This is a genomic window from Peribacillus sp. P4_D6 (genome assembly GCF_056401795.1).
On sequence record NZ_JBFUIQ010000001.1, the window covers coordinates 206,262 to 231,717 of the forward strand.

The window sequence follows — 25,456 nt, forward strand, 5'->3', positions numbered from 1 at the left end:
GGCAGAAGAATTTGTCATATCGTAGGTTAGGTCAAATTTAAAGGAATGGTGTTAAATTCTCGACTAAAAGAAGAGGGCCTATTGCTCATCAGTACTGGAACTGCACGCACTTTCACTATGCCTCACGTTTGTCTGAACCTTAGACCCCTATCTTATGATGCGGATTTCCACCCGCTTTTTAGTTGAATTTGTGCCGTGGCAATTTATCCATATTATCAAGCATGATACCGGTTCCGATTGCTACACAATCCATTGGCCGCTCGGCAACGAGTACTGGGACCTTTAGTTCTTCAGCAAGAAGTAAATCAATCCCGTGAAGCAAGGCTCCCCCGCCTGTTAAAATGACGCCGCGGTCGATGATATCAGCAGAAAGCTCTGGCGGCGTCCGCTCAAGTACGCTTTTTGCAGCTTGTACAATGATGGAAACCTGCTCGCGAAGTGCCTCCTCAATTTCTTCAGAATTGACCGAAATGGTTCTAGGCAATCCCGATACCATATCACGCCCACGGATATCGATGACTTCATTACGAGATCCAGGGAAGACGGTTGCAACCTGGATTTTAATGTTCTCCGCTGTACGTTCACCAATCAGGAGCTTATACTTCCGCTTGATATAATGTAATATTTCATTATCGAATTTGTCACCGGCCATTTTAATGGATGAAGATGTAACGATATCCCCCATTGAAAGAACGGCAATATCCGTTGTACCCCCGCCAATGTCTACAACCATATTGCCGCTTGGTTGAAAAATATCCATACCGGCACCGATTGCGGCCACTTTCGGCTCTTCTTCAAGGTATACTTTCTTCCCGCCGCTTTTTTCGGCAGCTTCTTTAATCGCCTTTTGTTCGACACTTGTTATGTTGGTCGGGCAGCAAATTAAAATTCTAGGCTTTGAAAGAAAGCCTTTCACATTCAATGTATTGATAAAATGCTTAAGCATCGATTCTGTTACATCGAAATCTGCAATGACACCGTCTTTTAAAGGACGGATTGCGATGATGTTTCCTGGAGTACGGCCTACCATTTTTCGAGCTTCTTCCCCGACGGCAAGAACACGGTTCGTATTCTTATCAATCGCGACTACCGAAGGCTCATTTAACACAATTCCTTTACCTTTGACATGTATAAGAACATTGGCTGTTCCAAGATCTATCCCAATATCTCTAGCAAACATTTCTTAAATCCTCCTTGAATATCCTCACATATAACCTACTTCTGTCCTAATTGTTTATTTTACCATATTGCATTGACACAAGTAAGTATGAATTATAAATAAACACTAATACAGACTATTATTTCCTATTTTTACAATATGTAAAAAAAATCAATGCCTTATGTACTACCTTACCGTATTTTCCCATTAAAAAAATCCGGCATGGAACCGCATCAAGGTTAAGAAAAAGCTGACACTCACTTTCATGTCCCCTTATTCATTCCCCGATAGCCCGATTCACTTCCAATTGCCGGAATGATTCAAGTATCATTTAACGATTTCTTCTTCTCTTTCAGAACGTTTGTATTTTAATTTTGTCGCTTCTCCACCTCTAAGGTGACGAATGGATTTATGATAATCCAATATATCCTTCACTTCGTTAGCCAAATCAGGATTAATTTCTGGCAGCCTCTCAGTTAAGTCTTTATGCACTGTGCTTTTAGAGACTCCGAACTCTTTTGCAATGACGCGGACTGTTTTTCTAGTTTCCACGATATACTTTCCTATCTTGATAGTTCTTTCTTTGATGTAATCGTGCACACCACTCGACCTCCCCAAATTGGATGTGAGAAGTGTGAAATGAGATTCGTATTTTTCGAATCGAATACCGCTGCCCTATAAACAATGAAAGATAGAATTATTCACCTATTAGATAATTTGTAATAAACGATTCCTCACCTCAAACACTCTCTTTGCATGGTTTATAACATCTTATTAGCTTGGTTAAGAATATATGCCTAATGGGACAGGAGGTTTGGATTTATTTCTGATTTTTCATCTGTTTATTTTTATTAAACGTAAATTATTTCCCGAGAAATTTGTCAGAAATTCAAAGGTTTCAGCATATTGGCCAATATTTCCCCGAAAGAAAAAAAGAAGCCGTTCAAAGTGAACGGCCTCCTTTTACCAAATTTTCAGTTGTTGTCATTCGTAACGCTCTAGGTTTTTGTTTTGATTTTATTAAAAATCTTAATCTTAATTAGATTGATTTAACGAATCTTTTAAGGAATCGCTTTCTTCAGTTGTATCTTCACCAGGGACAGAGCCTTCCTCATCAGTGCCACTCTCTAAATCAGTGCTCTCGTCAGTTTCATCAACTGCAGGTGTTTCTTCTTTGTCAGCTTCAGACCCTTCGACTGCAGGTGTTTCTTTGTCAGCTTCTGATCCTTCGACTGCAGGTGTTTCTTTGTCAGCTTCTGATCCTTCGACTGCAGGTGTTTCTTCTTTATCAGCTTCAGCTTCAGTTGCAGATTGAATCGCAGAAGCTTGTTTATCAACAAAATCAAGTGGGTTTAACGCAATGTTATCTTTTCTGATTTCGAAGTGGACATGTACGCCAGCCTCTTCATTGATTTGGCTTTTTCCGGCTGTAGCAATTGCTTGTCCTTGTTTCACTTTGTCACCGACTGCAACCTTAATGTCTTTAACAGATTGATAACGAGTAACAACACCATCTTCATGCTCTACTTCAACTAAATTTCCAAGTAACGCATCGTCTTGAACTTTCGTTACATTTCCACTTAAGGAAGCTTTTACATCGAAAGACTTTCCATCTTCCATTGCAATGTCTATACCTTTGTTTTGCTCATATCTATTGTTGTAGAAAACCAATGCTTCTTCTTGTGCCTTTTCATCCGCATTCACATCATAAAACTGTTTCTTGATAACCGATTTGTCTGCATCGGCCACAGGCATCTTGATTGTCTCAAGATTGCTATTAACCTCTACAGAAGGCTCACCATAGTTTTTTCCTGTTTCAGCCGATTCCTCTTTGCCATCTTTAGCTGAATCATTAAAACTATTTTGTAATAAGAAGGCCGCGGCTAAGATTATGGCTGCACTTGCGATATAGATTGCTGATAATGCCCAACGTTGTTTTAGTATACGTCGGATTGTGGAAGTTGGTTTCTTTTCTTCCTCTCTCATATTAATCACCTCAGCAATCATTCTGAACATTTTGTTAAAATTATATACATGCAGGAAAAAATTTTTTTTAGATTTATTTTGTGGAAATGAAACCGATTTTATTCGTAGAATGGTAAAATGTTTGGTATCTTACTGTTGAAGGATGTTTAAATCATGAAAAAAGCTTTTAAACTTGTGTTAACGTTATTGCCTTTTCTATATATGATTGCCATTTGGATAATGTCGAGCAACCCCGATGATATGATTCTTGATCTTCCCTCATCGTCATTTGACCGATTTATCAAAGAGGCACTTCATTTGGTCGAATTTGCCCTTTTGTATATATTATTTGTTTCGGCACTTGCTGCACACCAAAAACTGAGACCTGGTTTAAGCCTGTTGGCTGCCCTTGTAGCTTGCCTTTATGGAGTGATTGATGAATACCATCAATCTTTCGTCCCGTACCGCTCCTCCAGCATAATAGATGTCATTAAAGATATCATTGGGGTAGCTGCAGTTTATTTTCATGTCCAATATCATTATTTCAAGCGTAAACGGGGCTTTTTGACCTTTATAGAAAAATTAAACGAAAAGAAATGAGAGATGGGAATTCCCATCTCTCATTTTTTTGCCGTCATCGTATTCAGCCACTTACTTGAAGACTGAACTTTGACGCCTTTATAATAATATTTCACGATGTCTTCATAGGTTTTCCCTTCCCTGGCCATGCCATTAGCACCGTATTGGCTCATTCCAACTCCGTGTCCAGATCCTTTTGTCGTGATCACAATCCGGTTGCCTTGACGCTCCCAGTCAAAATCGGAAGATGTCAGCCCGAGCTTCTCACGAATCTGTTTTCCTGTCATTTTCTTTCCTCCGATATCCACTACACCTACGCGATTACCTGATGTTCTTTCAATGACAGTTCCTATGGATGTTCCCGAAGAAAGACTTACACCCAATTTTCTCTCAAAATCTGCAGTAGCGACTACTACTTTATTATAAAACTTTGGTGATTCTTCTTTATCCCATGGACTGGATACACTTTTTAAATAGGGGAATTCAGCTTGCCAATAGTCCTCGGAATTCTCCGTATAGCCATTGCTTGTCGAAAAAAAAGTGGCAGTAATCGGTTTTCCTTCATAGGTTAAGATTTGACCCGCCGTTTCTTTTATGGCCTTGTTAATTTTTTGCATTTTCCATTTATAATCAGAGCCCCACTGTTTTTTCAGCTCATCATTATTCTTATAAACTTGGTGCATGACCGTATCGCTTACATCGGCACCATCGGGCAAGCCTAATCGACTTTCGCTTATGAGCTGATTGACAATATAGGTTCTCGCCGTCAACGCTTGTGCTTTCAGCGCTTCTTCTTCAAAATCTGCTGGCATTTCAGCTGCAACCACACCACTCAAGTACGATTCAATTGGCAGTTTTTCAATCCTTTTTGCTGATGTGCGGTAAACGGCAACTTCTACGGAACTCATTTCATTTGCCGCTACCTCTTTGCCCTCACTCTTCCCTTTCTTTTCCAACTGCTCGGTTAACTGCCCACTTGTCTTATCATTTGAAAATGGAAGCACAAGCACTGCCGGAATCATGATAATTACGAATGCTACTGCTATGAATAGTACGACCATCGGTTTGATTGCTTTCAAATTCCTGAGCCTCCCTACACTTGTTCTCTGCCGTATTATCGTATCCAGCAGGTATCTTTACATAACAAATGTATGTCGAAGGACAAGCATTTATGAATAGAAAAACGACAACTATTTAACTGTCGGCCAAGAATCCGGAACATGATAAAAAAAACCATTCACGGTTCGGAGACTCGAACGTGAATGGTTTTATAAGCTACTTATGCGTTTAAATCTGCAATTTTTGTTTCAGCAGGCACATCTTCGTTAATACGTTCCACATCAGCACCTAGAGATGCCAATTTACCATGGAAATTCACGTATCCTCTGTCAAGATGCTTTAATTCTGTAACACGTGTAATGCCATCTGCAACCAATCCAGTCAGGATGAGCGCTGCAGCGGCACGTAAATCTGTTGCAGCTACTTCAGCACCTTGAATGTTAGTTGGACCATTAACGATAACGGAACGGCCTTCTATTTTAATATTGGCATTCATGCGACGGAATTCTTCAACATGCATGAAACGGTTTTCGAAAACGGTCTCCGTAATCATACTTGTTCCTTCAGCACGCAGTAATAATGCCATCATTTGCGATTGCATATCAGTCGGGAAACCAGGATGCGGCATTGTTTTGATGTCAATGGCCTTCAAGGTTTTTGGACCGATAACGCGTAATCCATCTTCTTCTTCAAGAATTTTAACGCCCATTTCCTCCATTTTAGCAATAAGGGAAGTAAGGTGTTCAGGTACAGCTCCTTGAACAAGAACATTGCCGCCAGTAAGAGCGGCCGCTGTCATGAATGTACCAGCTTCGATACGGTCAGGTATAATCGTATGTTCAGTGCCATATAATTTATCGACACCTTCGATTCTCATCGTACCAGTACCGGCACCTCTGACTTTGGCACCCATTTTATTAAGGAGATTCGCAAGATCTACAATTTCAGGCTCTTTGGCCACATTTTCAAGAATCGTAATACCTTCAGCAAGCGTAGCAGCCATCATGATGTTTTCGGTGGCACCAACACTTGGGAAGTCAAGATACACTCTTGCACCCTTAAGTCTGCCTTCTACCTCGGCATCAATGAAACCATTGCCGACCTTCACTTTTGCTCCCATCGCTTCAAAGCCCTTTAAATGCTGGTCGATAGGACGTGATCCGATGGCACAGCCACCAGGAAGAGCAACGCGGGCCCGGCCATTCCTTGCCAGTAATGAGCCCATCACTAAAACGGAAGCTCTCATTTTACGTACATATTCAAATGGTGCTTCTTCTAATAACTCTCTTGATGCATCTACAGTTACTTGATTGTCATGAAAGGCAACATCTGCATTTAAGTTGCGCAATACTTCATTGATTGTATATACATCGGAGAGCGTAGGAACATCTTTAATGATACTTTTCCCATCACTTGCTAATAATGTTGCAGCGATAACTGGCAAAACGGCGTTTTTAGCACCTTCTACTTTAACTGTCCCGCTAAGCCTTTTTCCGCCGCGGACGATGATTTTTTCCAAAAGTATTCCCCTCCGCGTCCATTTTCTCTATATTAATATTCAAACGTTATGATTGGTGTGCCAACTACAAAGTTCGTTCGGTCACCCAATCCTTCTGTCCGTAGCCCAAACTGCAAATTTAATTTTTCTTTTGTCAAAGGTTGTTTAAACAAAGTTGAATGTGCAGATATTGATGTAAAGTTTGTTTCGTGCACACTCTCAATTTCCCTTGCTTGGAACATATCTAACAGGTCTTCAGTTTTAGAGTTTAAAACCGAATCCATATTATCATTGATAGACCCTTTAATACAAGAAAAAATTGTAGGAGTTCCTATAAATAGGTCATTCACCCTGTTTTGGAACGTAGCGGTAAAAAAGGCATTATTGGCTTTCTTCCACTTTTTCCCCTTCACTTCGTAAATAACATAGGTAACTTTATCAAATTTCTCTTCCGTTGTCATTACTTTGATAGACTCGGTCAGACCTGAATCGACATTGTAAGTTAATGCCTCAGCCTTCCAGCCGGAAGCATCATCTTTCCGATGCCATTGAAATTGAGGGTATTTTCGTTTTAAAGCTGTAACTTCGCTTTCAAACTCTTGTTTAGTTGTAATCTCTTTATTTATTTCTCTAGTGAGTACAGACCAATCCCCTATGTCTAAATCTTTATCTTCCTGTAACAGTCCCACCATTTTAACTATATCTGGTTTACTTTCTGCCACAATCGTACTATTCCCAATTAAAATCACCGTCAAACCGAGAAATACTATGTATGTTAACATTTTTTTATTTAAAAAATACATGTTAAATCCCTCCCCTTTTACACATTCTTTCCATAAGGAGAGAGATCATACTTCGAGTTTTCCGACAATTGGTGACACCTTCCCCTTAAACTTGCAGGAAGCAATAGCGAATACAAGAGTAGAATCATATTTTGCTATAAGAATATTCTTACAGCTAATCAGTCATTACTAAACATATACGGAAGTTGGTTTGCAAATCCCAGGTAGTCGAGGAAGAAATTACTTACAACTGAACCGATGGCAACCGTTAATAAAATATATAATACCCTGGCCTTGATGACCGAATTGGATCTTAACATTTTATCAAAATGTAATGCCTGTAAAGCCCACCAGGTAACTGCGATGAAAAACAAGTGTGCAATTATTCCTGTTAAAGCCTGCTGTCCCATTGCTGAAAACATGTACATACCTCCTAAAAGACACCCGAGTTCTATTCTAACACAAAACCCCTTCATATTTGGAATTAAAAAGGAAGAATTGCAAAATATCTTTTTAAAACTGTAAATAGAGGCTTGATCCAATGGAACAAGCCTCTGATACAGGCATTATATCATTTACTCGAAATAAAGTCTGTAAAATCACCAAATTGATCATGAATAAAATCAAAGGCGATATTTGGCGCCACCCCGAAAAGTATGGTGCCTATTACGCATATGATCAATACGATGTGAAGACCCGGACGAATTTTAATAACCTTCTCTGAATGAATCGGTCGGAAAAAGACCTGCACCAATAATCCGAAATAATACACATAGGACACAATGGTACCTGCAATCATGATTCCCGCAAGGACGAAATGTCCAGGCTCCGTTATGAATGTCCCAAGAAAAATATTGAGTTTGCCAATGAAACCTGTCGTCCCGGGAATTCCAGCAAGCGACAGGATGAATACGGTGAATGCCATGGCAAGATACGGGGATTTCCTCCCCATTCCTGCAAGAATGCTGATATCTTCGGACCCACTTTGACTGGAGAGCAGCTGAATGACTGCAAATACACCGATATTCATTAATACATAAGCCATTAGGTAAAACCAGACAGTATCAAGCAGGAAATATCCCCCGCCCAATGTTGCCACCGCCACAAGCAGGTAACCCGCATGAGCGATGCTTGAATAGGCAAACATTCGTTTTAAATTTTGCTGCCTTAACGCAACCACATTTCCAATGATGATCGTCAGCCCCGCCAATGAAGCTATATAAATATTATTTTTATCCAAAAAATCTAGCGCCCCGAACGTATCACCGGAAGCCGTTAGGAACAACGAAAGAAAAAGGCGCAGGATGATGACGAAACCCGCCATTTTCGAAATTACACTCAAGAAGGCTGCGACCGGTGTCGGTGCCCCTTCATAGACATCCGGCGCCCACATATGAAACGGTGCGGCAGCTATCTTGAAGGATACACCGACAAATACCATGAAGAAAGCGAGCCCCATGATGTATTGCAGCTGCCCGTCGGTCATCGCAGCCATCGTCCTGCTCATTTCGCCTAGATTGACGGAACCGGTCACTCCATATAAATAGCTCATCCCGAATAAAGTGATTGCTGTGGAAATGCCTCCGTTTATCACATACTTCATGGACGCTTCGTTGGACTTCCGATCATGCTTGCGCATTCCGACTAATATATAAGATGAAAGTGAAAGAAGTTCCAGTCCAACGAACAGCGTGATCAAATCACCGCTTGAGGACATGACCATCGCTCCAAGCAAAGCGGTCAGGAACAGATAATAAAATTCCCCCCGGTGCTCCCGCAGCCCCTCTCGCGGTTCATATCCTTCAGCCAGAAGGATGATCAGGGCCGCTCCGAATAATAGAAGCAGCTTAAAAGCTTTTGCAAATGAATCTAAACGAAACGTATCGGATAAGATACTGACTGTCTCAAAGGACAGCAGGCTAATCAGTGACAAACATGCCAAAATGATTCCGGTTAGCGCGAGCCATGCCAGTTTTCTCCGATTAAAGTGCTTCGGCCAGAATAAATCCAGTATCGAAAGAATCATGGTCGTTCCAAGAATGATGAATTCCGGCATCATCGCTCCCCAATCATAAGAAAGCATCGTGTTCCAATCCATCCTTCATCGCCCCCCTAGAGCAAGCATCATGGCTTCAATCGTTCCTTGAAGAGGCCCGCCTAACAAATTTGGGTATACCCCAACAGATATTATCAAACCGAGAAGAACCAACGCCGGCAAAAACTCCCAGCCCCTTAGGTCCCAATTCTCTTTTTCTATCAAGCCATCATTTTTCCCGAAAGTCATAAGCATGACCGCCCTCAGTACATAAACAGCGGTTAATACCAGCCCGATCACCCCTATTGCCGCAAGCAACGGCTGACTCTTGAATAAGCCAAGAAATACCATGAATTCACTGATGAAACCGGACATGCCAGGCAAACCGAGTGAAGCCATCCCAGAAGCTAACATAAACCCTGAAAAAATCGGCATCGACTTGGCCAGCCCTCCAAGCCTAGGAAGCATCGTGGTTCCTGTACGCTCATACAACGCTCCAACCAAGAAAAACAACAAAGCAGCAATTAGCCCGTGTGAGATGACTTGAAAAATAGCTCCCTGAATGCCCGCTTCATTCAAAGCTCCCAGCCCCATCATGACGATACCCATATGCGAGATTGATGAGTAGGCTAAAACGAGCTTGAAATCCGTTTGTACCAATGCCAGAAAAGCACCATATAAAAAACTGAGGACCCCAAATAGGACTATGGTAAAGGCCAAGCTTTTATATTGTTCAGGAAATATCCCCATTCCAAACCGGATGATTCCGTACGCCCCAATTTTCAATAAGACACCGGCATGTATCATGACTATGGATGGAGGTGCTTCTGCATGGACCCGCACCATCCAGCTATGAAAGGGAAAGACCGGCAGCTTTATCGCAAATGCCACGAGAAATGCAAGACATAAACCATATTTCATCGAACCGGATATGGGTGCAAAAAGCGAAACGCCGCCCATTGTCATCATCTGTGTCAATGCTGTAATGTTGGTCGTACCTGTCCTGGCAAACAAAATCAAAATGGCCACCAATAAAACAGCCGAACCAATGCCATTATAGATCAGAAAACTATAAGAAGCTTTCTCCCTCTCCAGAAAGCCCCATCTGCCAATCAAAAAGAAAGCAGGAATCAAAGTCATTTCGAAAAAGATGAAAAAAAGGATCAAATTTTCTGCCGTGAAGACACCGAGCATTCCAATCTCCAGGATCAAAAATAATAAATAATACCCTTTCCATTCTTTTTTTATATAAATGGATGCGATTGCGGCCAGTGATGAAATGATTGTTGTCAGTAATATGAAGATGAGACTTAAGCCATCCAGCCCCAACTCAAAATCAACCGTGAAGAGCTTGGGATCATACATCTCCAAATTTCCAAACCTGATCCAATTCAACTTAATGTCAAATATGGATAGGGCCACACCCGAATAATATTGGCTGCAAAGAAAGAATGATAGGAAAAGGGGAGGCAGTGTTCCGAAAAAACCAAATTGTTTAATCGTCCTTTCCTCTTTTTTCGGCATGAGGGCAACCATCACGATGCCCAGCAGCGGTGAAAACACTAAAAGCGAGAGCAAATAGACATTCATCTTAGATACCCCCCAGTTACTGCAAAAATCACCAACAGTACCGCAAGTCCCAGAAAGGCTATCATGCCATATTGCTGTACCTGTCCCGTTTGCAGTTTAGACCCTATTTTCCCCAATCCTTCTATTGAACTTGTTACAGTGGAAACAAGGCCACCGACAATGAACCTTTCAATATAAGATAGGAATATACTAAAGCCTTTGATTGCATAGCCTGCAGTAAAATGATAAATCTCATCAATGTAATACTTATTTTCCAAAATCCTATATACCTCGGAGTTTTCTTTGACAAGCCATTCCCGAGATAACTTCTTTTTAACGTATATCATATAAGCAAGGTAAATCCCGGCCAGCGACACAAGCACGGCCATCAACATTATCCAAACGGGCCCCTCACTATGGCTGGCGCCTAGAAGAGCTTCATTACCCTCCACAAGCCACTCCCCAAGAAAAGTTCCAAACCACGGTGTTTGGATATACCCACCGATTACAGCAAGCAAAGCCAATGCGAGCATGGGAATTAGCATGATGAAAGGTGATTCCTTGACCTGTTCTGCCTGACTGCGTGAATCGCCTGCAAACATCATGAAAAACAGCCGGAACATATAAAACGCAGTTAAAAAGGAGGTAACCACCGCTAGACCAAACAATATATAACTACCATTCTCCCAAGCTGCCATTAGAATTTCATCTTTACTGAAAAAGCCCGAGAGCAACGGAAACCCCGATATCGCCAACGTGCCAGTCAAGAACAGCGGACCGGTCCAATTCAACTTACGCCATAAGCCGCCCATTTTTTCCATATCCTGTGTATGTATAGCGTGAATAACACTGCCTGCTGTCAAAAACAGCAAAGCTTTAAAAAAGGCATGGGTCATTAAATGAAACACCCCGGCCACATATCCCGAAGTACCCAAAGCAAGCATCATAAAACCAAGCTGAGAGATGGTCGAATAGGCCAATACACGCTTAACATCCTTTTGCACTATGGCAATGCTTGCGGCAAGTATGGCTGTAATCCCACCTGTTATGGCCACTACCTGCATCGCAGCAGAACTAGCCATGAATAACGGAAACATGGCCGCCACCAGGTATACCCCTGCAGCAACCATGGTTGCTGCGTGTATCAATGCGGAAACCGGAGTCGGGCCTTCCATTGCGTCCGGAAGCCATGTATGAAGTGGAAATTGTCCAGACTTCCCAACCGCACCGATAAAAATCAAAATAGCAATTAATGTCAGTTTTTCACTTGATATCATGCCCGACTGAACGGCTTGAAAGATCTCTCCATATTCAAAGCTGCCTGTTTCCCAGAATAGAAGAATGATGCCGATTAATAGCCCTACATCCCCAATCCTGGTCATGATGAATGCCTTCTTCGCCGCAGCCTTAGCTTCCAGTTTATAAAAGTAAAAACCAATGAGCAGGAAAGACCCCACCCCGACCAATTCCCAGAAGATATAAAGTTGTAATAAATTGGGGGCCATGACTAGTCCAAGCATGGCAAAGGTGAAGAAGCCCAGATAAGTATAAAAAATGGAGAATCGCACTTCACCCTTCATATACCCCTTCGAATATATCTGGACAAGCAGGCTGACAAGGGAAACGACCACAAGCATCAAGGCATTGAGCTGATTGATTTCGAATCCAGCTGAAAGTTGCGTCCCTCCGAAGGAAAGCCAATCTATCGATATATTATAAGTAGGTTCTTTAAATCGCTCGATCAGGACAAGCAACGATAAAACGAACGAAGCCACTGTACATATTATTCCTATAAAAGCGCCTCGCTCCCGCAACCGCCCGCCTGATAGAAGCAGAACCAGAAACGTGACGAGTGGAAAGATCGGTATGAGCCATGCGTGCTCCATCATCGTATCAAATCCCCTTCTTCAATTATATAAACCTTCAATTCTTCATCATTTCCATTTCATCGACATTGACCGTCTTACGATTGCGATAAAGGGACATTAGTATGGCCAGCCCTACAGCTGCCTCCGCTGCAGCAATCGTAATCGTGAATAAGGAAAAAACTTGACCCGTAATGGATGGCGTTACCCCGAATTTACTGAAGGCCACTAAATTAATATTTGCAGCGTTCAGCATCAGCTCGATTGAAATCAAAACAATGACCGCATTTCTTTTCGTCAAGGCACCATACAGCCCTATACAAAATAAAACGAGAGCCAATACAAGATAAGCCGACAAAGGAACTCCCGTCATGATCGATCTCCCTCCTCATCATCTTTTTTAGCCAATACGATGGCACCGACTAAAGCAACAAGCAGGAGTACCGACATCACTTCAAATGGAATTACATATTTTGAAAAAAGTTCGATTCCTATTTGCTTTGTATTTTCCTCATGCAACGCCGTTGGCTGTACAGGTATATCCAGATTATAAATCCCCAGATACACCGCTACGGCAAATCCGGCAATCGCTGCCAGCAAGGAGAAATTCCCCCAGCCCCCTTTAGCCGGTGCATCATTTTCCTGGTGTTTTGTCAGCATAATCCCGAATAGCATCACGATCGTAATTGCCCCTGAATAAATAAGGATTTGGACAATGGCGACAAACTCTGCCGAGAGCAACATATAAATGCCTGCAATGCCCAAGAAAGTAAAAACAAGTGCGATAACCATGTGCACCACTTTTGTTAAGGTAATCAGCAACACCCCGCCTACTATCGCGACAAGTGCCAAACCAATAAAGGCAATCAATTCACCCGACAAACTCATACTTTATTCACCTTCCGGATATTTTCATCATTTTCATCCAGCCACTCCAGGTTTTTAAATAGATGATCACGGCTATACTCGGCAAGCTCGAATTGATTCGTCATCACGATCGCTTCTGTAGGGCAGACCTCCGTACATAAATCACATAAAATGCAAATCTCGAAATTGATGTCATACGTCTCGATGATTTTCCCTTTTTTCGACGGGTCCGGATGTTTCTTACCAGTTAATTGAATACAATCCGTTGGACAAATCGTCACGCATTGATTGCATACGATACACTTTTCAGGATAAAATTTTTGGATTCCGCGAAATCGGTCAGGGAGCGGAAGCGGCTCATTCGGGTAGTCATAGGTCACTTTTTTCCTCGTCAAGTTCTTTAATGTATAGGTTAAACCTTTTGCTAAACCAAGCATATAAATCCCTCGCTTTCCGACCAGCTTAAGTTTCTAAAAAAGGTTAAGCAATTCTTTTATTAGTGCCGTCAAAAATATATTTGCCAATGCAACCGGAAGCAGCACTTTCCATCCGAACTCCATCAATTGATCAGCCCTTATCCGAGGAAAGGTTACACGGATCCAGACCAATATATAGAATACGGCACTGAACTTCAGACCGAACCAGATGGCCGCCGGAATAAAATCCAAAAACGGAATAGAATTCCATCCCCCTAAAAATAATACAGTGGTTAGCGTTGCCATTGCAAACATATACACATATTCGGATAACATAAAGAAGGCCCAGCGAAATCCAGAGTATTCAACATGATAGCCTGCTACAAGTTCGGATTCCGCTTCCGGAAGGTCAAAAGGAACCCTGTTCAACTCGGCAACCGATGCAATGAAAAACACGATGAACGCAACCGGCTGAAGAAAAATGAACCAAACCTTTTCCTGGGCTGCGACTATATCATTCAAGTTTAAACTGCCTGTTATGAGGACGATGCCCACTAGCGACATCACCAAAGGGATCTCATAAGATATCATTTGCGCGGCTGCCCTCATTCCGCCAATCAAAGAATACTTATTATTGGATGCCCAACCTGCAGTGACGATGCCGATGGTCGATATGCCGGAAATCGCCATATAATAAAGCAGTCCGACACCTATATCAGCAAATTGGAAGGCATCGGTGAACGGCAAGGTGGCAAGGACCATGAAAGCGGGAGCAAAAGCAATTACCGGAGCTAAAATATATAACGGCTTATCAGCTTTCTTGGGTATCGTATCTTCCTTGATCAGAAGTTTCAAAACATCAGCAACGGTCTGTAAAAGACCCCATTTCCCTCCAATTTGGTTTGGGCCGACACGCATCTGCATGAATCCCATGATTTTACGCTCTGAAAGGATTCCATAGGTTACAAACCCTAATACGACAAACAGGAGCAGGACTGCCAAACCGAAAAAAATGCCAAAATTCAGTAGGCTTGGAGCGGAATGGAGAAGATCCTTGATCATTTATCCATCCACCTCCCCTAACACGATATCGATTGCACCTAAAATCGTTATCAAGTTCGCCATATTTTCCCCCTCCAATAATTTCGGAAGAATTTGCAGATTATAAAACGAAGGTCTGCGGAATTTCAAGCGGTATGGCTCCTTTTTCCCTTCACTCGCGATATAACAGCCTATTTCCCCTCTTGGTGATTCAATTCGGACAAATGCCTCACCCTTAGGAACCTTTATTATTTTAGGGACCTTAGCAAGGACCGGCCCTTCTGGAAATTGCTCAACCGCCTGCTCGATGATTTTCAGTGACTCTTCGATTTCTTCCATTCTACAATGATAGCGTGAAAAGGCATCACCCTCTTCCCTTGTAGGAACATCGAATGTGAACCTGTCATAAATGGAATATGGTTCATTTTTTCGTAAATCCCACTTCACACCTGTACACCTTAAGTTGGCACCGCTAAGCGAATACTGCAAGGCTTCTTCCTTCGAATAGATGCCCACCCCTTTAACCCGATTAACAAAGATTTCATTCCCTGTCACAAGCTCATGGTAACCGGCAAGCTGCTCCCTCATATAAGGGACAAACTCGGCAACCTTCGCAATCCAGTCTTCAGGAGCATCCCATTTCACACCTCCGACACGCATATAATTGAATGTGAGGCGTGCCCCTGACAATTCAGTCAATAAATTAACGATCATTTCACGTTCTCGGAATGCGTAAAGGAAAGGACTCGTCGCACCTATATCCAGCAAGTATGTACCCCACCAGACGAGGTGGCTTGCAACTCTGCCCAATTCCATTGCGATGACCCGCAAATATTCTGCCCTTTCAGGGATCTCAACCCCCATCATTGTCTCAACAGCATGGCAAAGTACATAATTATTTGTCATTGCCGCCAGATAATCGAGCCGGTCAGTATATGGGATTATTTGTGTATATTGCAGATTTTCCGCTAGTTTTTCCGTACCGCGATGCAGATACCCGATGACAGGTGTAGCCTCTTTGATAATCTCACCGTCAATCTTGATGACAAGCCGAAAAACACCATGTGTACTCGGATGCTGCGGCCCGACATTGAGAAGCATTTCTTCCGTCCTTAACATAGGGCTTACACCTCCACATCATATGGCTCATAATCTTTTCTAAGGGGATACCCTTTCCAATCTTCCCCAAGTAAAATCCGCTTTAAATCAGGGTGTTCATAAAAGTTAATGCCCAATAAATCATACGCCTCACATTCTGGCCAATTTGCACCTGACCATAATGGGACCAATGATGGGATAACGGGAGTATCCCTATCAAGCTTCACCTTCAAGGCAACTGATTGGTTCATTTTGAATGAGTGTAAATGTACATAGATTTCCATATGGGATTCAAAATCCGTACCATGAAGTTCCGATAAATACGAAAAGTCAAGCTGTTCATCATACCGCAGAAATTTGGCTATTGAGAAATATGTATCCGGATTAGCCACTAAAGTGGGTACATCTTTTGATAGTCTATTAATATAGTTCTCTAATAATGCCCCTTGTCCTACATGGCTTTCAATAGCAGAAACAATTTGATCGAGTTTCGACTGATTTGGGGAAATTTCGCTAGGGGTGTCAGCTTCCTCGCTTTCCTGTGCAGCTGTCCTGTTCTTCGCAGCAGCGGCTGCTGCCTTCGCCTTGGCCGCTGCCGCAGCCTTTTGCTTCACTGCATCGATTTCGCCTTCCGGCTTTTCTCCCGCTTCTTCTTTCGCCTGTTTCCGGGCCAATGCCGCTGCCTTCGCCTTGGCCGCTGCCGCTGCCTTTTGCTTCGCTGCATCCATTTCGCCTTCCGGCTTTTCTCCCGCTTCTTCTTTCGCCTGTTTCCGGGCCAATGCCGCTGCCTTCGCCTTGGCCGCTGCCGCCGCCTTTTGCTTCGCTATATCCATTTCACCTTCCGGCTTTTCTGCCGCTTCTTTCGCCTGTTTTTTGGCCAGTGCGGCTGCCTTTGCCTTGGCCGCTGCCGCCGCCTTCTGCTTCGCTATATCCATTTCGCCTTCCGGCTTTTCTGCCGCTTCTTCTTCTTTCGCCTGTTTTTTGGCCAGCGCGGCTGCCTTTGCCTTGGCCGCTGCCGCCGCCTTTTGCTTCGCTATATCCATTTCACCTTCCGGCTTTTCTGCCGCTTCTTCTTTCGCCTGTTTCCGGGCCAATGAGGCTGCCTTCGCCTTGGCCGCTGCCGCCGCCTTCTGCTTCGCTATATCCATGTCGACTTCCGGCTTTTCTGCCGCTTCTGCTTTCTCCTGTTTTCGGGCCAAAGCTACAGCCTTCGCCCTGGCCGCGGCCTCTGCCTTTTGTTTCGCTAAGTCTTCCTTTTCACTCATCTATATCACCCGCTTTCCGGTTTTCGCCTCATAACGGATTTTTTCTTTTAATTTATTGATCCCGTAAATAAGTGCAGCTGGGTTTGGGGGACAACCCGGTATATATACATCGACAGGTACAATTTGATCTACCCCTTTGACCACTGAGTAAGAGTGAACATAAGGCCCGCCAGCAGTTGCACAGGAGCCCATTGCAATAACCCATTTCGGTTCTGGCATTTGTTCGTATAATCTACTTATTATTGGAGCCATTTTTTTCGTTACTGTTCCTGAAACAATCATGACATCCGATTGTCTGGGGGATGTCCGAAAAAAAGAACCAAATCGGTCCAAATCATAATGAGAGGAGCCGACACCCATCATTTCAATTGCACAACATGCCAAACCGAAAGTCATTGGCCAGAGTGAGTTACTTCTAGCCCAGCCTTTTATTTGTTCAAGTGTGGATAAGAAAATACTGTGGCGCATTTCTTCCATTTCTTTAGGGGTAAGTTCATCCAACTTCAATTCCACTTTAACACCTTCTTTTTCCAAGCATAGATTAGCCCTAGCATAAGGATCACGACAAAAAACAGCATTTCAATCAATGCAAACAGTCCGAGTTCATCATAGGCAACCGCCCATGGGTAAAGAAAAACCGTTTCTACATCAAATATGACGAACATCAATCCAAATAGATAATACCTGACATTGAATTGAACCCTTGAATCCTGAAAAGGTTCGATTCCGCTTTCATAAGTCGTATACTTCATATCTGTTGGTTTATAAGGCCTTAGCAGTCTACCAAGAAATAAAGCGATCACAGGTAATAAAATTCCGAGACAAAGGAAAACAAATACAATTAAATAATTATTTTGGTAAATATGCAGCTGTCCCATGTTCATCTCCCTTTATGGATATATCATGTCAAATGGCTACAATTTAAGTTTGCTTGTCTTCATTTTGGATACGTTATAAATATTATGCAGGGTAACATTCTTTTAGAAGCAACGTGAAAGGAGGGGTATGAAGCAATAAATGTAAGCGTATACATTATAACATTAGGATAAAAGCATGTCGACGAGTTAAGGTTTAAAATGGAAAATACTTTACTCTATAATTCGACATTTTACTCCTAATTCTGATATTCCATGTCAATAATCTTCAAAAACCATCTGGATAAAAAAACACCTGATCTTACCACGAATGGTTTGATCAGGTGTTTTCATCAATTAAAGTTATCGCATTTCTGCAATTTGGATTCGGTTGATTGCACGTTTAAGCGCTAAATCAGCTCTTTTGGCATCATTTGATCCATCATTGTTCTGCAATCTTTGTTCAGCACGGGCTTTTGCTGCTTGAGCACGTGCAAGATCGATAGTTTCAGCTCTTTCAGCAGATTGAGCTAAAATGGTTACCACATCAGGGCGAACTTCTAAGAAGCCACCATTTACAGCTACATAGTCTGTGTTGCTTCCATTTTTAAGACGGACAGCACCAATGGTAAGCGGGGCTACAGTTGGAACGTGTCCAGCCATGATTCCCAGCTCACCGCTTTTAGCTTTAGTGCTTACCATTTCAACTTCTGCATCATATACTGGGCCATCGGGAGTAACAACATTGACTTTAATGGTCTTCATTTCATTCCCTCCTAGGTCCCTTTAATTAAGCCATTTCTTTTGCTTTAGCAACAACTTCTTCGATGCGGCCAACTAGACGGAAAGCATCTTCTGGAAGTTCGTCATATTTTCCAGCTAGGATATCTTTGAATCCTTGGACTGTTTCTTTAACTGGTACATAAGATCCCTTTTGACCAGTGAATTGTTCAGCCACGTGGAAGTTTTGTGACAAGAAGTTTTGAATTCTACGAGCACGTTGAACGATTACTTTTTCGTCTTCGCTTAATTCGTCCATACCTAAGATGGCAATAATATCTTGAAGTTCTTTATATTTCTGTAAAGTCGATTGCACTTGACGAGCCACTTTATAGTGCTCAGCCCCAACGATTTCTGGGCTAAGGGCACGAGAAGAAGACGCCAATGGATCAACTGCAGGGTAGATACCCATTTCAGAAAGTTTACGCTCAAGGTTAGTTGTTGCATCCAAGTGAGCGAAAGTTGTAGCTGGAGCCGGATCCGTATAGTCATCGGCAGGTACATAGATCGCTTGAATGGATGTAACTGAACCTTTATTTGTTGAAGTGATACGTTCTTGCAATTGGCCCATTTCAGTAGCAAGAGTTGGTTGGTAACCAACCGCTGAAGGCATACGTCCTAGTAGGGCGGAAACCTCAGAACCTGCTTGTGTGAAACGGAAAATGTTATCGATGAAGAATAGAACGTCTTGTCCTTGTTCGTCACGGAAATATTCAGCCATTGTCAAACCGCTAAGAGCTACACGCATACGTGCACCTGGCGGCTCGTTCATTTGTCCGAATACCATTGCCGTTTTCTTGATAACACCGGAATCAGTCATCTCGTAGAAAAGGTCATTACCTTCACGAGTACGCTCACCTACACCAGCGAATACCGAGATACCGCCGTGCTCTTGTGCGATGTTATTGATAAGTTCTTGGATAAGTACGGTTTTACCAACACCGGCTCCACCGAAGAGACCGATTTTACCACCTTTGATGTAAGGAGCAAGTAAATCTACTACTTTAATACCAGTTTCAAGAATTTCAACTGTTGTTGATAAGTCCTCAAAAGTTGGTGCTTGTCTGTGAATTGGATCACGGCGCACCTCTGCTGTAAGTGGTTCGAATAGGTCAATGTTTTCCCCTAATACGTTGAAAACGCGGCCTAGTGTTACTTCACCTACAGGAACGGAAATTGGAGCTCCTGTATCAACAGTCTCTGCACCACGGGTTAAACCATCAGTGGAAGACATTGCTACAGTACGAACTGTATTATCACCTAGTTGAAGGGCTACTTCAAGAGTTAGTCCTGTACCAGACGCTGTATTTTCGATTCTTAACGCGTTATAGATCTTAGGAAGTTGTCCGTCTTCGAATTTCACGTCAACAACCGGACCCATAACTTGAGTAACGCGTCCTATATTCATCGTTTTCCCTCCTAACGTTGCTTGTAACGACAATCTAGTTTATGGAACGGCCAAGCATCGTCCGGTCCGACCGTCCCTTTAATAATTTTTATTCTAAAGCTGCTGCACCGCCGACAATTTCCGTTATTTCTTGAGTAATTGCGGCCTGACGTGCACGGTTATATTGCAATGAAAGTGAATCAATCAATTCTTTAGCATTATCGGTCGCATTTTTCATTGCAGTCATACGTGCAGAGTGCTCACTTGCTTTACCATCTAGCAAAGCACCATAAATTAAACTTTCTGCGTACTGAGGCAGTAATACCTCAAGGATTTCTTCTGCATTCGGTTCAAATTCATAAGAAGTCATTGCTGCATTGGAAGTATTAAAGTCAGCTAACGGAAGGACTTGCGTTTCCGTTACATCCTGCTGGATTGGGCTGACATAATGGTTATAGTACATGTAAAGCTCATCACACAGTTCATTTAGATACAAATTCACTGTTGATTTTGCAAGGGAGCTAATGTCAGCGAAAGAAGGCTGATCAGGAACTCCAGTTACTTCAAGCTCTACGTGCATGTTACGGCTGACAAAGAAATCACGGCCAACCCTTCCGATTGCGATAATGACGAACTCATCATTGGATTTATGGCGTTCAAGAATGGTTTTATGAACGTGGCGAAGGATACTACTATTGTATGCTCCTGCCAATCCGCGGTCCGATGTGATTACCAGGTAACCGGTTTTCTTAACTGGACGCGAGACAAGCATTGGATGAGATGCACCCGTACTTCCGTTCGCAATACTTGATACTACTTCTTGAATTTTATCCATATATGGAACATATGCTTTAGCATTAGCTTCAGCACGGTTCATTTTAGAAGCAGATACCATCTGCATCGCTTTTGTAATTTGACTCGTCTTTTTCGTTGAAGTAATCCGAGACTTAATATCGCGTAAAGAGGCCATTCATTCTCACCACCCTTTATAAATTAGTTAGACCTTATTATTCAGAAATAACGAAGTTCTTTTTGAACTCGTTAATTGCAGCAACGATAGCAGCATCTTCAGGAAGACCTTTCGTTGTGCGAATGTGATCTAATAATTCCGGATGAGAACGATCTAGGAATACATAGTATTCTTCTTCAAAACGAAGGATATCCGATACTGGAATATCATCTAAATGACCTTTAGTCAATGCATAGAAAATCATGACTTGTTTTTCAACTTTGATCGGTTTGTTTAGATCTTGTTTTAGAACTTCAACTGTACGAGCACCACGGTTAAGTTTTGCTTGAGTTGCAGCATCAAGATCAGAACCGAATTGAGAGAATGCTTCCAATTCACGATAAGAAGCCAAGTCTAGACGTAAAGTACCAGCAACTTTCTTCATCGCTTTAATTTGTGCAGATCCACCAACACGGGATACGGATAGACCAGCGTTAATCGCAGGACGTACACCCGAGAAGAACAAATCGGATTGCAAGAAGATTTGTCCATCAGTGATGGAAATTACGTTTGTTGGAATGTAAGCAGAGATGTCGCCTGCTTGTGTTTCAACAAATGGAAGCGCAGTGATTGAACCGGCACCTAAGGTGTCATTCAATTTAGCTGCACGCTCAAGTAAACGGGAGTGCAAGTAGAATACATCCCCTGGGAATGCTTCACGACCTGGAGGACGGCGAAGTAGCAAGGAAAGTTCACGGTATGCAGATGCTTGTTTAGAAAGATCATCATAAACCACAAGAACGTGCTTGCCAGCGAACATGAACTCTTCACCCATAGTCACACCAGCATATGGCGCTAGGTATAAAAGTGGTGCTGGTTGAGAAGCTGATGCAGATACAACGATTGTGTAATCCAATGCACCATTTTTACGCAGTGTTTCAACAGTTCCACGAACAGTTGATTCTTTTTGACCGATAGCCACATAGATACAGATCATATCTTGGTCAGCTTGGTTAAGGATTGTATCGATCGCAACTGATGTTTTACCAGTTTGACGGTCACCGATGATTAACTCACGTTGTCCACGTCCGATAGGTACTAGCGCATCGATTGCTTTAATTCCTGTTTGTAATGGTTCATGAACGGATTTACGGTCCATAACACCTGTAGCAGGGCTTTCGATTGGACGAGTTTTTGTTGTAGCGATTGGACCAAGACCATCTAATGGTTGTCCTAACGGATTCACGACACGCCCGATTAATTCTTCTCCAACTGGTACTTCCATGATACGGCCAGTACGGCGTACTTCACTGCCTTCTTGAATGTCTCTGAATGGTCCAAGAATAACAACACCTACGTTATTTTGCTCAAGGTTTTGTGCCAATCCCATTGAACCATTAGAAAATTCTAAGAGCTCCCCAGCCATTGCATTGTCTAAACCATGAACGCGAGCGATACCATCACCAACAGTGATTACTGTACCTACATCGCTTACTTTAATTTCCGACTGATAGTTTTCAATCTGCTTTTTAATCAGCGCACTGATTTCTTCAGCTTTGATGCTCATGAATTTCACCCCTATCTGTGAATATTAACCTAATAGTTGTTTGCTAAGGCGATCAAGCTTCCCACGTATCGTTCCGTCATAAATACGGTTACCGATTTGAAGTTTGATACCGCCAAGAATATTGCTATCCGTAACATTAGTGATACGCAAATTACGTTTGCCGATCTTTGCAGCAAAAGCTGAAGACACAGCCTCCGCTTCAGCTTCAGTTAATGGATTTACTGTATAAACAGTCGCATCCGCAACTGAATTTTCTTCATTCGCAAGTTCAATGAACTCTTGTGCCATAGGAATCACTTCATCTGTACGATGACGCTCCACCATTAACATTACAGTGTTTCGAACGGAAGACGAAAGACTTGCAAATGCATTTGCAAGCATTGTATTTTTTGCATCTCTAGTCATTTTAGGATGAGCCAAGAAGCTTAATAGATCTTTATCATTTGTGAAAACTTCATTCACTATGCGAAGCTCTTCTTCAAGTTGGTTAATGAGATTTTGCTCTTTCGCAATTTGGAAAAGAGCTACAGCATAACGTCCTGCTACAGTTATATCGCTCATTTACCTTCTCCTGCCTCTTGAATATATTCATTGATTAGTTTTTCTTGATCAGCTGATGAAAGTTCTTTCTCAATCACCTTAGAGGCGATCATGACAGATAATGAAGCTACTTGCTCGCGTAAGGCGGCAACTGCTTTTTCTCTCTCTTGAACGATTTCACGTTTTGCTGATTCTTTAACACGTTCAGCCTCTGCACGCGCTTGATTAATAATATCTTCGCGTTGTGCTTCGCCTTGCTGCTTAGCATTCTCTATAAGTTGTCCCGCTTCAGTGCGAGATTGTTTTACGATTTCACGCTGTTCTTCTAAATATTTCAGTGCTTCTTTTCGGCTAACTTCAGCTGCTTCAATTTCATTCGCAACATGCTCTTCACGTTCTTTCATGATGCCCATTAGCGGACCCCATGCAAACTTCTTAAGCAACGCTAACAAAATAATAAAGATTACAAGCTGGTATATGATATCTCCACCATTAAAGTGGACTTGACCAAGAACAAAATTGCTTGTTAACACGCTCGGTTCACTCCCTTCATGAGATTCACTATTGAAGTTCTGTATTTTCGATTGACAGTATCACTGCCATAAATGTTCACTTTAACACAGAGCAATGGCGAAGGGTCTCCTTGGATCATCTTCGCCATTATTGAACTTTTTCAAGTTATCTTATTTACCCATTACAATAAACGCGATAACTACAGCGATGATTGGAAGTGCCTCAACTAATGCAATACCAACGAACATTGTAGTTTGAAGCATACCACGAGCTTCTGGCTGACGAGCCATTCCTTCAATTGTACGCCCAACGATAAGACCGTTACCAATACCCGCACCTAGTGCACCTAATCCAACTGCGATAGCAGCAGCTATAAGACCTAAAGAACCTGTCATGATAAATTTCCTCCTTGAAATGTTGTTTTATTTTTTCATCAATATAATGTTCTAAATGAACAATATTTATAATTAATGGTCGTCACTTACTTTATGGGAAAGATAAACCATCGTTAACATAGTAAAGATAAAAGCTTGAATGGAGCCGACAAAGATACTAAACCCTTCCCAAGCTAACATCGGTAATGCAGCAGTGGCTGCACCCACAACACCACTTGTTCCTAGTCCAGCAAGTAAAGTTAATAGTAACTCACCCGCATAAATATTCCCGTAAAGCCGCAATCCTAGAGTTAACGTATTAGCGAACTCCTCAATAATCTTTAACGGAAACAAGAAACCCATTGGCTGAACATAAGTTTTGGCATAATTTTTCATGCCTCTCATCTTGATACCATAATAATGAGTTAAACCCATTACCATAACTGCCAAAGTTAAAGTTATTGCCGGATCAGATGTAGGTGATTTCCACCAAAGTTCATGTCCTATTACAATCGAGAACGGCAACCCTAACATGTTTGAAACAAATACGTACAATATTAACGTCATTCCCAACATTAGGAACTGACCACCCGTACGCCAATCCATATTGCTGTTGATGATATTTTTCACAAAATCCATAACCCATTCGATAAAGTTTTGGATACCTGTTGGCTTCATCGCAAGTTTTCGAGTTGCTGCTACAGCAATAATGAAGACAATGAGACTTGCGATGGTCATCATAAGAACATTAGCCAAGTTGAAATGTATTCCGGTATTCATAAATTCCCACATAGGAGCTTCATGATTCAACAGTATTCACCTCTCTTCTTTACTACCTACGTATGTTTTGCATAAAATAATCTATCATAATGACAAAGTAAACTGTCATTAATCCCACAACCACGCAGACAACCTGAAATTCACCAGGATATCTCAATGCAATAATTGCAGCTAAACCCGCTACAGACATTCTAGTTAAACTACCAAGGGAGCGCGTTTTCTTTCCTTCGGCAACCTCTTGGGCGAACTTCTTGTTCTTTTTGACCATTGACCAGAATATAAATAGGCTGAAGGCAGTTCCAAGCAATAATCCTTGGAAGACTGAATCATGGGAAGTGAAAACCACCCCAAGTAGATAAATACCCATTAAATACAACATGTATTTTAGCTGCCTATTGAACATCTTTTCCAATTCTAGCATTTTGTCATGTAATCTCCCTAGAAATATTGTAGTATCTTGTTTAGCTTAGGAGAATTTGCCCGTAACAAGTCCAAATAGAAGGTCAAAAACTTA

The 25,456-nt window shown here is 42.2% G+C and carries 28 protein-coding genes; 1 reads left to right on the forward strand and 27 read right to left on the reverse strand.

What is annotated here, in order from left to right; translation table 11 throughout:
- Nucleotides 1–178: 178 nt before the first annotated feature.
- The 3 genes from mreB to AC1DVB_RS00925 form a co-directional block, all read right to left on the reverse strand.
- Nucleotides 179–1,180, reverse strand: a complete 1,002-nt coding sequence (gene mreB / locus AC1DVB_RS00915) for a rod shape-determining protein (RefSeq protein ID WP_057278176.1) — start codon at nucleotides 1,178–1,180, stop codon at nucleotides 179–181.
- Between the two features lie 306 nt (nucleotides 1,181–1,486).
- Nucleotides 1,487–1,759 carry a sporulation transcriptional regulator SpoIIID gene (gene spoIIID / locus AC1DVB_RS00920; protein ID WP_034315767.1) on the reverse strand — a complete coding sequence of 91 codons (273 nt, stop codon included), beginning with the start codon at nucleotides 1,757–1,759 and terminating at the stop codon, nucleotides 1,487–1,489.
- A 435-nt stretch (nucleotides 1,760–2,194) separates the two neighbouring features.
- Nucleotides 2,195–3,145 (reverse strand): stage II sporulation protein SpoIIQ, encoded by a 951-nt coding sequence (locus AC1DVB_RS00925; protein ID WP_454861969.1) that lies wholly within the window; start codon nucleotides 3,143–3,145, stop codon nucleotides 2,195–2,197.
- A 153-nt stretch (nucleotides 3,146–3,298) separates the two neighbouring features.
- On the opposite strand from AC1DVB_RS00925, the gene AC1DVB_RS00930 reads away from it, so the two are divergent.
- Nucleotides 3,299–3,724: a VanZ family protein gene (locus AC1DVB_RS00930; protein ID WP_057278178.1), complete on the forward strand. Its 426-nt coding sequence runs from the start codon at nucleotides 3,299–3,301 to the stop codon at nucleotides 3,722–3,724.
- A gap of 20 nt (nucleotides 3,725–3,744) precedes the next feature.
- Here AC1DVB_RS00930 and spoIID read toward each other — a convergent pair whose 3' ends face one another.
- From spoIID to AC1DVB_RS01050, 24 genes are all read right to left on the reverse strand, one after another.
- Nucleotides 3,745–4,782, reverse strand: a complete 1,038-nt coding sequence (spoIID, locus tag AC1DVB_RS00935) for a stage II sporulation protein D (protein ID WP_223255874.1) — start codon at nucleotides 4,780–4,782, stop codon at nucleotides 3,745–3,747.
- A 200-nt stretch (nucleotides 4,783–4,982) separates the two neighbouring features.
- Nucleotides 4,983–6,281: a UDP-N-acetylglucosamine 1-carboxyvinyltransferase gene (gene murA / locus AC1DVB_RS00940; protein ID WP_095678745.1), complete on the reverse strand. Its 1,299-nt coding sequence runs from the start codon at nucleotides 6,279–6,281 to the stop codon at nucleotides 4,983–4,985.
- A gap of 32 nt (nucleotides 6,282–6,313) precedes the next feature.
- Nucleotides 6,314–7,063: a YwmB family TATA-box binding protein gene (locus AC1DVB_RS00945; RefSeq protein WP_057278179.1), complete on the reverse strand. Its 750-nt coding sequence runs from the start codon at nucleotides 7,061–7,063 to the stop codon at nucleotides 6,314–6,316.
- Nucleotides 7,064–7,221: 158 nt separating this feature from the next.
- Nucleotides 7,222–7,464: a DUF1146 family protein gene (locus tag AC1DVB_RS00950; RefSeq protein ID WP_034315776.1), complete on the reverse strand. Its 243-nt coding sequence runs from the start codon at nucleotides 7,462–7,464 to the stop codon at nucleotides 7,222–7,224.
- Nucleotides 7,465–7,613: 149 nt separating this feature from the next.
- Nucleotides 7,614–9,140, reverse strand: a complete 1,527-nt coding sequence (gene nuoN / locus AC1DVB_RS00955) for an NADH-quinone oxidoreductase subunit NuoN (RefSeq protein WP_057278181.1) — start codon at nucleotides 9,138–9,140, stop codon at nucleotides 7,614–7,616.
- Between the two features lie 3 nt (nucleotides 9,141–9,143).
- Nucleotides 9,144–10,667, reverse strand: a complete 1,524-nt coding sequence (locus AC1DVB_RS00960; RefSeq protein ID WP_057278182.1) for an NADH-quinone oxidoreductase subunit M — start codon at nucleotides 10,665–10,667, stop codon at nucleotides 9,144–9,146.
- Nucleotides 10,664–12,535 carry an NADH-quinone oxidoreductase subunit L gene (gene nuoL, locus AC1DVB_RS00965; protein WP_477587831.1) on the reverse strand — a complete coding sequence of 624 codons (1,872 nt, stop codon included), beginning with the start codon at nucleotides 12,533–12,535 and terminating at the stop codon, nucleotides 10,664–10,666. Before nuoL ends, AC1DVB_RS00960 begins: the two co-directional genes overlap by 4 nt.
- A 34-nt stretch (nucleotides 12,536–12,569) precedes the next feature.
- The gene (gene nuoK / locus AC1DVB_RS00970) at nucleotides 12,570–12,884 is read right to left on the reverse strand and encodes an NADH-quinone oxidoreductase subunit NuoK (RefSeq protein WP_034315785.1); all 315 of its coding nucleotides are present in this window, start codon (nucleotides 12,882–12,884) and stop codon (nucleotides 12,570–12,572) included.
- Nucleotides 12,881–13,399 (reverse strand): NADH-quinone oxidoreductase subunit J, encoded by a 519-nt coding sequence (locus AC1DVB_RS00975; protein ID WP_048685826.1) that lies wholly within the window; start codon nucleotides 13,397–13,399, stop codon nucleotides 12,881–12,883. The genes nuoK and AC1DVB_RS00975 overlap by 4 nt, the downstream gene beginning before the upstream one ends.
- The gene (gene nuoI, locus AC1DVB_RS00980; protein WP_034315789.1) at nucleotides 13,396–13,815 is read right to left on the reverse strand and encodes an NADH-quinone oxidoreductase subunit NuoI; all 420 of its coding nucleotides are present in this window, start codon (nucleotides 13,813–13,815) and stop codon (nucleotides 13,396–13,398) included. The genes AC1DVB_RS00975 and nuoI overlap by 4 nt, the downstream gene beginning before the upstream one ends.
- A gap of 33 nt (nucleotides 13,816–13,848) precedes the next feature.
- A complete protein-coding gene (nuoH, locus tag AC1DVB_RS00985; RefSeq protein ID WP_048685830.1) occupies nucleotides 13,849–14,856 on the reverse strand; it encodes an NADH-quinone oxidoreductase subunit NuoH in 1,008 nt (335 codons plus the stop codon).
- Complete coding sequence (locus tag AC1DVB_RS00990) at nucleotides 14,857–15,954, reverse strand: NADH-quinone oxidoreductase subunit D (protein WP_034315793.1); 1,098 nt, start codon at nucleotides 15,952–15,954, stop codon at nucleotides 14,857–14,859.
- A gap of 5 nt (nucleotides 15,955–15,959) precedes the next feature.
- The gene (locus AC1DVB_RS00995; protein ID WP_477587834.1) at nucleotides 15,960–17,198 is read right to left on the reverse strand and encodes an NADH-quinone oxidoreductase subunit C; all 1,239 of its coding nucleotides are present in this window, start codon (nucleotides 17,196–17,198) and stop codon (nucleotides 15,960–15,962) included.
- Nucleotides 17,199–17,675 carry a NuoB/complex I 20 kDa subunit family protein gene (locus tag AC1DVB_RS01000; RefSeq protein WP_170946902.1) on the reverse strand — a complete coding sequence of 159 codons (477 nt, stop codon included), beginning with the start codon at nucleotides 17,673–17,675 and terminating at the stop codon, nucleotides 17,199–17,201. It lies immediately after the preceding gene.
- A 26-nt stretch (nucleotides 17,676–17,701) separates the two neighbouring features.
- Complete coding sequence (locus AC1DVB_RS01005; RefSeq protein ID WP_057278185.1) at nucleotides 17,702–18,076, reverse strand: NADH-quinone oxidoreductase subunit A; 375 nt, start codon at nucleotides 18,074–18,076, stop codon at nucleotides 17,702–17,704.
- Nucleotides 18,077–18,415: 339 nt separating this feature from the next.
- Entirely contained in the window at nucleotides 18,416–18,817 is a 402-nt protein-coding gene (locus AC1DVB_RS01010; RefSeq protein ID WP_034315803.1) for a F0F1 ATP synthase subunit epsilon, read from the reverse strand.
- A 25-nt stretch (nucleotides 18,818–18,842) separates the two neighbouring features.
- Entirely contained in the window at nucleotides 18,843–20,240 is a 1,398-nt protein-coding gene (gene atpD, locus AC1DVB_RS01015) for a F0F1 ATP synthase subunit beta (protein ID WP_034315806.1), read from the reverse strand.
- Between the two features lie 88 nt (nucleotides 20,241–20,328).
- The gene (locus tag AC1DVB_RS01020) at nucleotides 20,329–21,189 is read right to left on the reverse strand and encodes a F0F1 ATP synthase subunit gamma (protein WP_034315808.1); all 861 of its coding nucleotides are present in this window, start codon (nucleotides 21,187–21,189) and stop codon (nucleotides 20,329–20,331) included.
- A gap of 37 nt (nucleotides 21,190–21,226) precedes the next feature.
- Nucleotides 21,227–22,735 (reverse strand): F0F1 ATP synthase subunit alpha, encoded by a 1,509-nt coding sequence (gene atpA / locus AC1DVB_RS01025; RefSeq protein WP_034315812.1) that lies wholly within the window; start codon nucleotides 22,733–22,735, stop codon nucleotides 21,227–21,229.
- A gap of 24 nt (nucleotides 22,736–22,759) precedes the next feature.
- A complete protein-coding gene (locus tag AC1DVB_RS01030) occupies nucleotides 22,760–23,296 on the reverse strand; it encodes a F0F1 ATP synthase subunit delta (protein WP_034315814.1) in 537 nt (178 codons plus the stop codon).
- Nucleotides 23,293–23,808: a F0F1 ATP synthase subunit B gene (gene atpF / locus AC1DVB_RS01035; RefSeq protein WP_034315815.1), complete on the reverse strand. Its 516-nt coding sequence runs from the start codon at nucleotides 23,806–23,808 to the stop codon at nucleotides 23,293–23,295. Before atpF ends, AC1DVB_RS01030 begins: the two co-directional genes overlap by 4 nt.
- Nucleotides 23,809–23,958: 150 nt before the next feature.
- On the reverse strand, nucleotides 23,959–24,183 hold the full coding sequence (gene atpE / locus AC1DVB_RS01040) for a F0F1 ATP synthase subunit C (RefSeq protein WP_034315818.1): 225 nt from the start codon (nucleotides 24,181–24,183) through the stop codon (nucleotides 23,959–23,961).
- 72 nt (nucleotides 24,184–24,255) lie between these two features.
- A complete protein-coding gene (gene atpB / locus AC1DVB_RS01045) occupies nucleotides 24,256–24,972 on the reverse strand; it encodes a F0F1 ATP synthase subunit A (protein ID WP_034315819.1) in 717 nt (238 codons plus the stop codon).
- Nucleotides 24,973–24,994: 22 nt separating this feature from the next.
- Nucleotides 24,995–25,363: an ATP synthase subunit I gene (locus tag AC1DVB_RS01050; RefSeq protein WP_034315821.1), complete on the reverse strand. Its 369-nt coding sequence runs from the start codon at nucleotides 25,361–25,363 to the stop codon at nucleotides 24,995–24,997.
- Nucleotides 25,364–25,456: the final 93 nt, after the last annotated feature.

Excerpts from the sequence above, each read along its gene's own strand:
- AC1DVB_RS00950 (WP_034315776.1), bottom strand. The coding sequence starts at position 7,464 with ATGTTTTCAGCAATGGGACAGCAGGCTTTAACAGGAATAATTGCACAC.
- nuoH (WP_048685830.1), bottom strand. The coding sequence starts at position 14,856 with ATGATCAAGGATCTTCTCCATTCCGCTCCAAGCCTACTGAATTTTGGC.
- AC1DVB_RS01020 (WP_034315808.1), bottom strand. The coding sequence starts at position 21,189 with ATGGCCTCTTTACGCGATATTAAGTCTCGGATTACTTCAACGAAAAAG.
- AC1DVB_RS00990 (WP_034315793.1), bottom strand. The coding sequence starts at position 15,954 with ATGTTAAGGACGGAAGAAATGCTTCTCAATGTCGGGCCGCAGCATCCG.
- nuoL (WP_477587831.1), bottom strand. The coding sequence starts at position 12,535 with ATGATGGAGCACGCATGGCTCATACCGATCTTTCCACTCGTCACGTTT.
- nuoI (WP_034315789.1), bottom strand. The coding sequence starts at position 13,815 with ATGCTTGGTTTAGCAAAAGGTTTAACCTATACATTAAAGAACTTGACG.
- AC1DVB_RS01010 (WP_034315803.1), bottom strand. The coding sequence starts at position 18,817 with ATGAAGACCATTAAAGTCAATGTTGTTACTCCCGATGGCCCAGTATAT.
- AC1DVB_RS00975 (WP_048685826.1), bottom strand. The coding sequence starts at position 13,399 with ATGAGTTTGTCGGGTGAATTGATTGCCTTTATTGGTTTGGCACTTGTC.
- AC1DVB_RS00995 (WP_477587834.1), bottom strand. The coding sequence starts at position 17,198 with ATGAGTGAAAAGGAAGACTTAGCGAAACAAAAGGCAGAGGCCGCGGCC.
- AC1DVB_RS01030 (WP_034315814.1), bottom strand. The coding sequence starts at position 23,296 with ATGAGCGATATAACTGTAGCAGGACGTTATGCTGTAGCTCTTTTCCAA.
- nuoK (WP_034315785.1), bottom strand. The coding sequence starts at position 12,884 with ATGACGGGAGTTCCTTTGTCGGCTTATCTTGTATTGGCTCTCGTTTTA.
- AC1DVB_RS01000 (WP_170946902.1), bottom strand. The coding sequence starts at position 17,675 with ATGGAAGAAATGCGCCACAGTATTTTCTTATCCACACTTGAACAAATA.
- mreB (WP_057278176.1), bottom strand. The coding sequence starts at position 1,180 with ATGTTTGCTAGAGATATTGGGATAGATCTTGGAACAGCCAATGTTCTT.
- AC1DVB_RS00960 (WP_057278182.1), bottom strand. The coding sequence starts at position 10,667 with ATGAATGTCTATTTGCTCTCGCTTTTAGTGTTTTCACCGCTGCTGGGC.
- atpD (WP_034315806.1), bottom strand. The coding sequence starts at position 20,240 with ATGAATATAGGACGCGTTACTCAAGTTATGGGTCCGGTTGTTGACGTG.
- AC1DVB_RS01005 (WP_057278185.1), bottom strand. The coding sequence starts at position 18,076 with ATGGGACAGCTGCATATTTACCAAAATAATTATTTAATTGTATTTGTT.
- AC1DVB_RS00925 (WP_454861969.1), bottom strand. The coding sequence starts at position 3,145 with ATGAGAGAGGAAGAAAAGAAACCAACTTCCACAATCCGACGTATACTA.
- nuoN (WP_057278181.1), bottom strand. The coding sequence starts at position 9,140 with ATGGATTGGAACACGATGCTTTCTTATGATTGGGGAGCGATGATGCCG.
- AC1DVB_RS01050 (WP_034315821.1), bottom strand. The coding sequence starts at position 25,363 with ATGCTAGAATTGGAAAAGATGTTCAATAGGCAGCTAAAATACATGTTG.
- atpA (WP_034315812.1), bottom strand. The coding sequence starts at position 22,735 with ATGAGCATCAAAGCTGAAGAAATCAGTGCGCTGATTAAAAAGCAGATT.
- atpE (WP_034315818.1), bottom strand. The coding sequence starts at position 24,183 with ATGACAGGTTCTTTAGGTCTTATAGCTGCTGCTATCGCAGTTGGATTA.
- AC1DVB_RS00945 (WP_057278179.1), bottom strand. The coding sequence starts at position 7,063 with ATGTATTTTTTAAATAAAAAAATGTTAACATACATAGTATTTCTCGGT.
- AC1DVB_RS00930 (WP_057278178.1), top strand. The coding sequence starts at position 3,299 with ATGAAAAAAGCTTTTAAACTTGTGTTAACGTTATTGCCTTTTCTATAT.